The following is a 10,754-nucleotide window of genomic DNA, read 5'->3' on the forward strand; positions in this document are numbered from 1 at the left end:
CGGCGCCGGTGCGGAGCACCGCGCGGGTCACCGCCCCACAGGCCCTCACCCCCGTCCCAGGAACACCGGATTCGTCAGTGCCGCCATCGCCCCCGGAAGGCCGGGGCCGGTGGCGGCGCGGCGTATCTCGGCGCGGACGTAGGCTGCCCGGTCCGGGGTCGTACTCCAGGTCACGGTGCCGGACCCGGAGGGCGGCAGCGGCGCGGAGTGCAGACGGCCCTGGTCGGTGTGGAACGAGACGGTGCAGCCGGGGGCGCCCGAGACCGTCAGACGGGCCTCCACCCGTGCCGCGCCGGGTACCGCGAGCCGTTCGCCGATGCCCGCGTGCTCACCGCGCGGCCCGCCGACCGAGAACGACAGATCGATCCCCGAGGATTCCGCGATCCACACCCGGCCCGCCCTGATGCCGTCCAGGACCGCCTGCCGGGAGAGATCGTCGGCGAGCACCACCGTCTGCGGCAGGCCCACCACATCGGGATCGCGGTGCGCGTCGCTGTGGCCGACGGCCGGCAACCAGCGCGCGCGGCCGCCCCGGACATGCGCGACCAGGGTGTTGTCCCACTCCGCGAGCGCCGTCTCGTCCTCCGGGGTGTACGGGCCGTTCCACACCTCCACCGCGTCGGCCTCGTCCAGCCCGAACTTCCAGCCGCAGCCGACGCACGCGGCATGCGGATGGGCCGGGACGACCAGGCCCCCGGCCCGGCGCACGGCGCGGGCACAGCGGCCGAAGACGCCGTCACGGGCGCGGTACCGCCAGTCGAAGAGCACACCGGGGTCGGTGCCCAGCGCCAGGACGTGGCCGTTGCGGGTGGTGATCTCCTCGCCGGTGAGGATCAGCAGGTCGTCGCCCCACAGGCCCTCCCAGGCGCGGTGCGCGGAGACGGTGTTGTGGTCGGTGGTGGTGAGGAAGTCCAGCCCGGCGGCGCGCGCCAGCGCGGCGATCTCGGCGGGCGTCCGTCTGCCGTCGGAGTGGACGGAGTGCAGATGGCTGTCCCCGCGGTACCAGGCGCGTCCGCGGCCCTTGGCACGCTCCGGCGGGTACACCGGCCGCGGGGTGCGCCCCGCCGGGCCGGACCGGAGGGTGACGGTGACCGCGTACGTCATGCCCTGCGGGGCGACGGTGTACGGGGCGAGCGCGACGTACCACGTGCCGGGGCGCACCGGACCGGGGAGATAGCCGGGCGTCGCGGCGTCCGCCCGTACGAAGAACTCTGTGCGCGCGCCGCCCGACCAGCCCCGGAACCCGGCACCGCCCGCCGCCGCGCCCCGCTCGTCGAACAGCCCGATGTCACAGGCGTTGCCCACGGTGCCCTCGGGCACGGGCGGTCTGTCGTAGCGGTAGGAGACGGCGATCTCCCGCACGCCGGAGGGCACCTCGAACGGCAGGTGGACGAAGTCGGGGGAGCCCGGCGGCAGATGCCCCGTGAGCGTACGGACCCGCTCGCCGTCCGTAGCGCCGGCACCCGCGGCCGCCCCGGCCGCTCCGCCCGCCGTCCCGAGCGTCAGCGCGCCCGCCGCGCCCGCGCCGGCCGACAGCCGCAGCACCTCGCGTCGTTCCACGTCCACCCCTCCGTTCCTGAAGGTCCCCCAAGGGCGGCCCGCCGCCGGCGACGGCAGGTAAAAACCGTTGTACGCGCGTGTGACACGACGCGAAAGGGCTGTGGATAACCCGTCGGCGGTAGGGCACCATGCGGTCACCGACCCGGCCGACCTGGAGGTACGTCCCGTATGCGGATCGCGACCACGATCTTTCTGACCGATGAGACGATCCGGCCGGTCCGGTTGGCGCGCGAGCTGGAGCAGCGCGGCTTCGCCGGGCTCTATCTGCCGGAACACACCCACATCCCGGTGAGCCGCGACACCCCGGCCCCCATGGGGGAACCGCTGCCCCGTGAGTACCACCGCAGCCTGGACCCGTTCGTGGCGCTCGGGCAGGCCGCCGCCGTCACCGAGCGGCTGTCCCTGGGCACCGGCATCACCCTGGTCGCCCAGCACGACCCCATCGTCCTCGCCAAGCAGATCGCCACCCTCGACTTCCTCTCCGGCGGCCGCTTCACCCTCGGCGTCGGCTTCGGCTGGAACGTCGAGGAGGCCGCCGACCACGGGGTGCGCTGGTCGACCCGGCGCGAGCTGACGCGCGACCGGATGGCCGTGATGCGCGCCCTGTGGGCCGACGAACCCACCGCCCACGAGGGCGCCTTCTGCTCCGTACGCGCCTCCCACGCCCACCCCAAGCCGTCCGGCGGCGCCCCGCGGGTCCTGGTGGGCGGCGTCGCCGGGCCGACCGTCTTCTCCCACATCACCGACTACGCCGACGGCTGGCTGCCGATCGGCGGCCGCGGCCTGTCCGAGAGCCTTCCGGCGCTCCGTACGGCCTGGCAGGAGGCCGGACGGAAGGGGGAGCCGGCCGTCGTTCCGTACGCGGTCGTCCCGTCGGCGGGGAAGCTGGCGTACTACCGGGACCTGGGCATCTCGGAGGTGGTCGTGCAACTCCCCGCGACGGACGAGGCGGAAGTGCTGCGGAAACTGGACGGGTACGCCGAGTACCTGTGACGGGAGGGGCGGGGGAGCCCACGGAAGGCCGGGGGAGTGACCACGGAGCCCCCACGGCGTCAGAACCCCCCGAAACACCGGGAACCCGCCCCCGACCAGCCCCCGCCCCCTCCTCCCCGCGTGATCACTGGCACACAGATCCGACCGCTCGGCCCCGTCCGCGCTGTCGGTGTGCGCTCGTATGCTCGAAAGATGACTTCCAGCGCGCAGGGGTCCGGCCAGGGACCCGAGCAGGCATCCGCCCGAGCGGCCGACGGGGCGAACGGGGCCGGAGCGATACCGGCCGGCCGGCCGACCGCGAACGCCATGCGGCGCGCCCTCAAACGCGCCCGTGACGGAGTGGCGTTGGACGTCGCCGAGACCGCCGTGCTGCTCCAGGCGCGCGGCGACGACCTCAAGGACCTGTGCGCGTCCGCCGCCCGGGTGCGCGACGCGGGCCTGGAGGCCGCGGGCCGGCCCGGTGTCATCACGTACTCGCGCGGGGTCTTCATCCCGCTGACCCGGTTGTGCCGCGACAAGTGCCATTACTGCACCTTTGTCACCGTCCCCGGCAAGCTGCGCCGCGAGGGGCACGGGATGTTCCTGTCGCCGGACGAGGTCCTCGACATCGCCCGCCGGGGCGCGGCGATGGGCTGCAAGGAGGCCCTGTTCACGCTGGGCGACAAGCCGGAGGAGCGCTGGCCCGAGGCCCGCGAGTGGCTGGAGGCGCACGGCTACGACGACACCGTCTCCTATCTGCGCGCCATGGCCGTCCGCGTCCTGGAGGAGACCGGACTGCTCCCGCACCTCAACCCCGGCGTGATGTCCTGGACGGACTTCCAGCGCCTCAAGCCCGTCGCCCCGTCCCTGGGCATGATGCTGGAGACCACGGCGGAGCGGCTGTGGAGCGAGCCCGGCGGCCCGCACCACGGTTCGCCCGACAAGGAGCCCGCCGTCCGGCTGCGCGTCCTGGAGGACGCGGGCCGCTCCAACGTGCCCTTCACCACCGGGCTGCTGATCGGCATCGGGGAGACGTACGAGGAGCGCGCCGAGTCCCTCTTCGCGCTCCGCCGGATCCAGCGCGCCTACCACGGCATCCAGGAACTGATCATGCAGAACTTCCGCGCCAAGCCGGACACGGCGATGCGCGGGATGCCGGACGCCGAACTGGAGGAGCTGGCCGCGACGATCGCGGTGGCCCGGCACATCATGGGCCCCTCGACCCGCATCCAGGCACCGCCGAACCTCGTCGACGGCGAGTACGCCATGCTCATCGGCGCCGGCATCGACGACTGGGGCGGCGTCTCCCCCCTCACCGTCGACCACGTCAACCCCGAGCGCCCCTGGCCCCAGATCGACGACCTCGCCGCCCGCACCGCCGCCAGCGGCTTCACCCTGCGCGAACGGCTCCCCATCTACCCCGAGTTCGTCCGGCGCGGCGAGCCCTGGCTCGACCCCCGGCTGCTGCCGCACGTCAACGCCCTCGCCGACCCCGAGACCGGGCTGGCCGTCGAGGACGCGCCCGTGGTGGGCCGCCCCTGGCAGGAGCCCGACGAGGGCTTCTCGATGGCCTCCTCGGGCCGTACGGACCTGCACCGCACCATCGACACCGCGGGCCGCACCGCCGACCGCCGCGACGACTTCGACGACGTCTACGGCGACTGGGAGGCGCTGCGCGAGGCCGCCGCGCCCCAGATGGCGCCCGAGCGCATCGACACGGACGTCCGGGCCGCCCTCCGGCAGGCCGCCGACGACCCCACCGGCCTCACCGACGACCAGGCGCTGGCCCTGCTGCACGCCGACGGACCGGCCCTGGACGCGCTCTGCCGCGTCGCCGACGATCTACGCCGCAGCGTCGTCGGGGACGATGTCACCTACATCGTCACCAGGAACATCAACTTCACCAACGTCTGCTACACCGGCTGCCGCTTCTGCGCCTTCGCCCAGCGCCGTACCGACGCCGACGCCTACACCCTCTCCCTCTCCCAGGTCGCCGACCGCGCCCAGCAGGCGTGGGACGTGGGCGCGGTGGAGGTCTGCATGCAGGGCGGCATCCACCCGGATCTGCCCGGTACGGCCTATTTCGACATTGCCCGCGCCGTCAAGGAACGCGTCCCCGGGATGCACGTCCACGCCTTCTCGCCCATGGAGGTCGTCAACGGCTCGACACGGACGGGACTGTCGGTCCGCGAGTGGCTCACCGAGGCGAAGGCGGCGGGCCTGGACAGCATCCCGGGCACGGCCGCCGAGATCCTCGACGACGAGGTCCGGTGGGTGCTCACCAAGGGCAAGCTGCCCGCCGCCACCTGGGTCGAGGTCATCACCACCGCCCATGAGCTGGGCATCCGCTCCTCGTCGACGATGATGTACGGCCATGTCGACCAGCCCCGCCACTGGCTGGGGCACCTCCGGCTGCTGGCGGAGATCCAGCGGACGGCGGAGGAGAAGAACGTCGAGGGCTTCACCGAGTTCGTCACCCTCCCCTTCATCCACACCAACGCCCCCGTCTACCTCGCGGGCATCGCCCGGCCCGGCCCCACCACCCGCGACAACCGCGCCGTGACGGCCATGGCCCGCCTCCTGCTCCACCCGCACATCACCAACATCCAGACCAGCTGGGTCAAACTCGGCACGGAGGGCGCCGCCGAGATGCTGCGCTCCGGGGCCAACGACCTGGGCGGCACGCTGATGGAGGAGACCATCTCCCGGATGGCGGGCTCCGGCTACGGCTCCTACCGCTCGATCCAGGACCTGAAGGCCATCGCCGACCTCGCCGGCCGCCCCTCCCGCCCCCGGACGACGACCTACGGCCCCGTGCCCGAGGAGCGGCAGGCGGCGGCCCGCGCCTCGGACGGGCATCTGCCGGAGCTGCTGCCGGTGGTGGAGTAGCGCGGGCGGACGGCGGTGCGGCGGCGCGCGGACCCCTCACCGTTCGTCCGCCGCCCGCCCCTCCGGGCCGCCGTCGTGCTGCGCCTCGTGCCGGAGGATGTGCTCGCGCCACCGCGCCAGCGCCGTCTCGCGGTCACCGCCGCAGTCCTCCGCCGCGACGACCAGGGCGTCGGCGGCCATCGCGGCCAGCCGGACCGCGATATGGCAGACATCACGCTGCGGCAGCGGCCGCAGCAGCTCCACCGCGCCTTCGCCGTCGTCGGAGAGCGCCGACGCCACGACGGCCATCGTCGTGCGATCCCATTCGTATGCGGACATGGAAGGAGCATGCCCACCGCACACCGCGGCGCACAGGCACCTCACACCCCCGTACACCTCCCGGGCTCCGCACGACCAGAAGCGGTCCGGTGTGCGTCTGCTCGCATTACCTTTCGGCCCCGGAGCCGATCGCCGCTGGTCGATTAAAGTGCTGCGCCAGAGGGGCCGACGGCCCCGGACCGATGACGCGGCCTACGGGGAGGACGCAGTGAACGCAGCGGCAGGAAACTCCGTCATCTGGGGCCGGGCCGAACAACAGGACTTCCGCGGCCGGGTCCGCGGCTGCCTCCTCGGCGGCGCCATCGGCGACGCGCTCGGCGCCGGCATCGAATTCGACTCGCTCGACACGATCCGCTCGGCCCACGGCCAGGACGGTGTCACCGACCTCGTCCCCGCCTACGGGCGGCGCGGCGCGATCACCGACGACACCCAGATGACCTTGTTCACCGTCGACGGCCTGATACGCGCCCACGTCCGCCGTGACACCGGCGCCTGGCACCCGCCCACCGACCTCCACCGCGCCTATCTGCGCTGGGCGGCCACCCAGCGCGACTGGGGCCCGGACGAGCGCAACGAGGACGACGGCTGGCTCGCCCGCGAGGAATGGCTCTACTCCCGGCGCGCCCCGGGCCGCGCCTGCCTCAGCGGCCTCGGCGACACCGTCATGGGCACCCTCGAAGCCCCCAAGAACCCCGGCTCCAAGGGCTGCGGCGCCGTGATGCGCTCCGCGCCGTTCGGACTCCTCGTCGGCTGGGAGCCGCAGCTCGTCTTCCAACTCGCCGCCGAATGCGCGGCCCAGACGCACGGCCACCCCACCGGCTACCTGGCGGCCGGCGCCTTCGCCGTGATCGTCCACGCGCTGGCCCGCGGCGAGGACCTCGACACCGCCGTCCAGAAGTCCCTGGCCCATCTGGCGACCCGCCCCGACCACGAGGAGACCACCGAAGCCCTCAAGCGGGCGCTGGGCGCCGTACGGCAGGGCATGCCGACGGCCGCCCGGGTCGAGTCGCTGGGGGAGGGCTGGACGGCCGAGGAGGCCCTGGCCATCGGCGTGTACTGCGCCCTGGTCGCCGAGGACGTACGGCACGGCCTGCTGCTGGCCGTCAACCACGGCGGCGACAGCGACTCGACCGGTTCGATCTGCGGCAACCTCCTGGGCGCCCTGCACGGCGAGACCGCCCTGCCCCCGGTGTGGCTGGTGGAACTGGAGGGACGCGACACCATCCTCCAGCTCTCCGACGACTTCGCCCTGGAGATGACCCAGGGCCCCGCCCTGCACAGCCCGGCCGCCTCCGCCCCGGGCTGGCTCGCCCGCTACCCGAGGGCCTGACCGGGCCGGGCACACAACGCGGCCCGCCGCCCGACGGGCCCGCCGTCCGTCACCCCTCCCGCCCCAGCCGCTCCAGCAGCGCGTCCCGCTCCGGCGTGTCCTCCGGGCGCAGCGCCCCGAGGACGGCGAACAGCACCAGCGAGGTGGCGACCGGCGCGGCGATCTGGAACTGCAACGCCACCGAGTCCAGACCGAAGTTGGTCAGCCAGAAGGCGAACAGCCCGGCCGCCCACGACCCCAGCGCCGCCGTCGGCCCGCACCGCCGGAACCTCCCCACCATCCCGAGCAGGAACGGTACGGAGATCGGCCCTACCAGCCCCGCCACCCACTTGATCACGACGGTGATGATGTCCTTGAACGCCGGGGAGTCGACCTGCGTCGCCACGGCCATGGACAGCGCCAGGAACGCCATCGTCGACAGCCGCGCCGCCAGCAGCCCGGCCCGGTGCGACCAGGCGCGGACCCGGGCGCCCGCCCCCGGCAGCGCGGGCGCGATGTCGCGGGTGAAGACGGCGGCGATGGCATTGGCGTCCGAGGAGCACATCGCCATCGTGTGGGAGAAGAAGCCGACGACGACCAGCCCGAGCAGTCCGTGCGGCAGCAGATGTTCGGTCAGCAGGGCGTAGGAGTCCGAGGCGTCCGGCTTGTGCGGAGTGACCAGCAGTGGCGCGGCCCACATGGGGAAGAACAGCACCACGGGCCACACCAGCCACAGCACCGCCGACAGCCGCGCCGAACGTCGTGCCTCCCGCCCGTCACGGGTCGCCATGTAGCGCTGCGCCTGGTTCCACATGCCGCCGCTGTACTCGAAGGTCTTGATGAAGAGATAGGCGAGCAGGAACGTCACGGTGTACGGGCCGACGGTCGGCCGGGTGTGGGAGACGGGCAGCTCGTCCCACACGGTCCACAGCGCGGGGAGGCCGCCGAGTTCGCCCAGCACGGTGACCAGCATCGCCACACCGGCCAGCAGCTGGATGACGAACTGCCCCAGCTCGGTCAGCGCGTCCGCCCACAGCCCGCCGACCGTGCAGTAGACGCCGGTGATCACGCCGGTGATGAGGATGCCCTGGTTGAGGGACATCCCGGTGAAGACGGACAGCAGGGTGGCGATCGCGGCCCATTTGGAGCCCACGTCCACGATCTTCAGCAGAACGCCGGACCACGCCAGGGCCTGCTGTGTCGGGAGGTTGTAGCGGTCCTTGAGGTACTCCAGCGGGGAGGCGACACCGAGGGCCGACCGCAGCCGGTTCAGCCGTGGCGCGAACAGCCGCCCGCCCGCCGCGACCCCGATCGCGATGGGGAACGCCCAGGTCACGTATGAGGTGATGCCGTACTGGTAGGCGATACCGGCGTACCCGGTGAACATCACCGCGCTGTATCCGGACATGTGGTGCGAGATACCGGACAGCCACCAGGGCATCCGGCCGCCCGCGGTGAAGAAGTCGCCGACATCGTCCACGCGCCGGTGCGACCACACACCTATCGCGATCATCACGCCGAAGTAGCCGATGAGCACGGTCCAGTCGAGACTGTTCATGCCCCCTCCAGGGGTCCGCCTGCCGGCCGTTCCTCCGCCGGTGTCCGCGCGGATGAACAGCCGCTTCCGTGGTCACCACTTCGCCGTGACGTCCGATGGGGCGGTATCCCCGTACGGATACGGGGACTTGGGGGATTGAACCGTCCGTCGCGCGGCACGGTCAAGGGCGCTGCCGGTCACGGATATGAACGAGAATCAGCAAAGCGAACGAATTTGCCGTCTCTTGACCCGGCGGCGCATTGTTCCGCGCCCCCGGCCGCACCCACGATGAGCGGACACTTCGCCGGAGGGGACCGGCCGTCCCGTTCGACGGCCGGGGAGTACGGAGGGCGGCCCGGCGCCGGCCCGGGGAAAGGGGCGAGCCCCCTCGCCGCGGACGGTGGTCCGGTCGAGAGGGCTCGGGGTCGCGGATCTCCGCGGGGGCGGCAGCGGTGGTGCCGCCGCGGTCGGGGCGCCCGGACGGTCCGGTGACCGGGCGGACGACCGCTCAGGCCAGGTCGTAGCCGCCGTCGGCGACGTCCGAGACGAAGGTGCTCCAGGCGGAGCCGCCGAACGTGAGACGCGGACCGTTCGGGTCCTTGGAGTCACGTACCGCGACGTCCGCCGCGGCCGGAACCGCGATCTCGACACAGGCGCCGTTGCCCCCGGAGTACGAGGACTTCTTCCAGGAGAATGCGGAATTGGGCTGCTCAACCATGTTCTCTCCGACTCACTTCGAGTTGCCGCGGATTCGGTGTTGCTGACGCTACGCGCCGAACAACTGCGACAGCAGGCCGAGTTCACCCGTTGGAATGGCGTATTCCGTGATCGCTTTTCAGTGGGGGCGGGCCCGGTGTACGGTGCGGAACTTCTTTTCGCGATCATGGAAAAGGGGTGTGTGGCACCCTCCCCGACCGGTCTGCGGCCCTCCCTCGCCCGCGCCCTGACCTGGTCCCCGTCGAACGGCGACGCCGGACGGCGGGGACCGTCCGGCGTCTCAGCGCAGCGCGTCCGCGTGGCGCTTGGCGGCATCCGCGATGAACTCCCGGCTCTGATCGGCGTTCAGCGCCTGGGCCCGCAGATGCTCGTACATGATCGTGTACTTGTGCACATCGTTGGTCTTCTCCAGATACAGATCGCTGGTGACGCCTTCGATATAGACCACGCTCGAATCGGCGGCGTCATCGAATTCGAGAATGGAGAACGTGCCCGACATCCCGGCATGGGCGCCCGTGTCGTACGGCAGCACCTGAACCGTCACATGCGGCAGCCGGCTCACCTCGACGAGATGGTCCAACTGCTCCCGCATGATCAGATGGCTGCCCACGACCCGCCGCAGCGCGCTCTCGTCCAGCACCGCCCACAACCGCAACGGACGCTCGGGATCGTTCACCCGGTCCTGACGCCGCATCCGCACCTGGATGCGCTTGTCCAGCTGCTCGCGCGCCAGCTCGGGAACCGTGCCCGGAATGACCGCCTCGGCGTAGCCGGGCGTCTGGAGCAGCCCCGGAACCAGCAGCGACTCATAGACCCGCAGCGACGCCGCCTCGGTCTCCAGACCGATGTACACGCTGTACGGGATGTCGCCGAAGGCGTGCCACCAGCCCTGCTGGCGCGAGTCCTTGGCCATCTGCATCAACGATTCCACTATCCGGCGGTCCTCGACCTCGTAGACCCCGCACAGATCGCGGACATCGCGCTGGCTGATGCTCCTGCGGCCGTTCTCCAGCCGGCTGATCTTCGACTGCGAGACCAGCAGCCGCTCGGCCACCTCTTCCGCCGTCATGCCCTTGAGCTCGCGGAGCCTGCGCAGCTCCTGGCCCAACCGGCGTCGCCTGACGGTGGGGTTGACGTTGGACGCCACGGGACGTGCACCTCCGGCTCCGTACTGCACTGCTGTAGTTCCTGCCAGCAGAGTGCCACCACCGGGCCACGCCGCGCAGTGAAATGGACACAGAAGGCGAGCGGCCATGTGCGCGCGGTGGCGGTCCGTCCGCCGTCCGGAGCGGCCGGACCGCCACCGCGCGTGGTGCGGCTCCCGGTGGAGCAGTGGGAGTGGGTGGCGCGTATACGTCGTACGCCGGCGTACGCGCCCGGTCAGCGTGCGCCGACGCGGGCCATGCTGCCGTGCCCGTGCCGTGACTGCACGGGCACCCCGCCGGGCTCCGC

At 72.2% G+C, this 10,754-nt stretch carries 8 protein-coding genes; 3 read left to right on the top strand and 5 right to left on the bottom strand.

Annotated features, from left to right (window positions below):
• Positions 1-45 precede the first annotated feature (45 nt).
• Complete coding sequence (locus tag AC51EU_RS06230; RefSeq protein WP_496265644.1) at positions 46-1,560, bottom strand: CehA/McbA family metallohydrolase; 1,515 nt, start codon at positions 1,558-1,560, stop codon at positions 46-48.
• A gap of 168 nt (positions 1,561-1,728) precedes the next feature.
• Here AC51EU_RS06230 and AC51EU_RS06235 point away from each other — a divergent pair, with 168 nt between their 5' ends.
• Together AC51EU_RS06235 and AC51EU_RS06240 are read left to right on the top strand one after the other, a co-directional pair.
• Positions 1,729-2,553 carry a TIGR03619 family F420-dependent LLM class oxidoreductase gene (locus tag AC51EU_RS06235; RefSeq protein WP_496265645.1) on the top strand — a complete coding sequence of 275 codons (825 nt, stop codon included), beginning with the start codon at positions 1,729-1,731 and terminating at the stop codon, positions 2,551-2,553.
• A gap of 192 nt (positions 2,554-2,745) precedes the next feature.
• Positions 2,746-5,421, top strand: coding sequence for a bifunctional FO biosynthesis protein CofGH (locus AC51EU_RS06240; protein ID WP_496265646.1), 2,676 nt, complete (start codon positions 2,746-2,748; stop codon positions 5,419-5,421).
• A gap of 36 nt (positions 5,422-5,457) precedes the next feature.
• On the opposite strand, the gene AC51EU_RS06245 is transcribed toward AC51EU_RS06240, so the two are convergent.
• Positions 5,458-5,739, bottom strand: a complete 282-nt coding sequence (locus AC51EU_RS06245) for a hypothetical protein (RefSeq protein WP_496265647.1) — start codon at positions 5,737-5,739, stop codon at positions 5,458-5,460.
• 208 nt (positions 5,740-5,947) lie between these two features.
• Here AC51EU_RS06245 and AC51EU_RS06250 point away from each other — a divergent pair, with 208 nt between their 5' ends.
• Entirely contained in the window at positions 5,948-7,069 is a 1,122-nt protein-coding gene (locus tag AC51EU_RS06250) for an ADP-ribosylglycohydrolase family protein (protein ID WP_496265648.1), read from the top strand.
• A gap of 49 nt (positions 7,070-7,118) precedes the next feature.
• On the opposite strand, the gene AC51EU_RS06255 is transcribed toward AC51EU_RS06250, so the two are convergent.
• The 3 genes from AC51EU_RS06255 to AC51EU_RS06265 all read right to left on the bottom strand — a co-directional run bounded on the left by AC51EU_RS06255 (position 7,119) and on the right by AC51EU_RS06265 (position 10,449).
• Positions 7,119-8,606, bottom strand: coding sequence for a sodium:solute symporter family protein (locus tag AC51EU_RS06255; RefSeq protein ID WP_496265649.1), 1,488 nt, complete (start codon positions 8,604-8,606; stop codon positions 7,119-7,121).
• Positions 8,607-9,093: 487 nt separating this feature from the next.
• Complete coding sequence (locus AC51EU_RS06260; RefSeq protein ID WP_496265650.1) at positions 9,094-9,303, bottom strand: DUF397 domain-containing protein; 210 nt, start codon at positions 9,301-9,303, stop codon at positions 9,094-9,096.
• Between the two features lie 279 nt (positions 9,304-9,582).
• Positions 9,583-10,449 (bottom strand): helix-turn-helix domain-containing protein, encoded by an 867-nt coding sequence (locus AC51EU_RS06265; RefSeq protein ID WP_496265651.1) that lies wholly within the window; start codon positions 10,447-10,449, stop codon positions 9,583-9,585.
• Positions 10,450-10,754 lie beyond the last annotated feature (305 nt).

The organism is Candidatus Streptomyces philanthi, assembly GCF_059553635.1.

Coding starts and splice junctions, on each gene's coding strand:
- AC51EU_RS06255 (WP_496265649.1), bottom strand. CDS start 8,606: ATGAACAGTCTCGACTGGACCGTGCTCATCGGCTACTTCGGCGTGATG.
- AC51EU_RS06240 (WP_496265646.1), top strand. CDS start 2,746: ATGACTTCCAGCGCGCAGGGGTCCGGCCAGGGACCCGAGCAGGCATCC.
- AC51EU_RS06235 (WP_496265645.1), top strand. CDS start 1,729: ATGCGGATCGCGACCACGATCTTTCTGACCGATGAGACGATCCGGCCG.
- AC51EU_RS06245 (WP_496265647.1), bottom strand. CDS start 5,739: ATGTCCGCATACGAATGGGATCGCACGACGATGGCCGTCGTGGCGTCG.
- AC51EU_RS06260 (WP_496265650.1), bottom strand. CDS start 9,303: ATGGTTGAGCAGCCCAATTCCGCATTCTCCTGGAAGAAGTCCTCGTAC.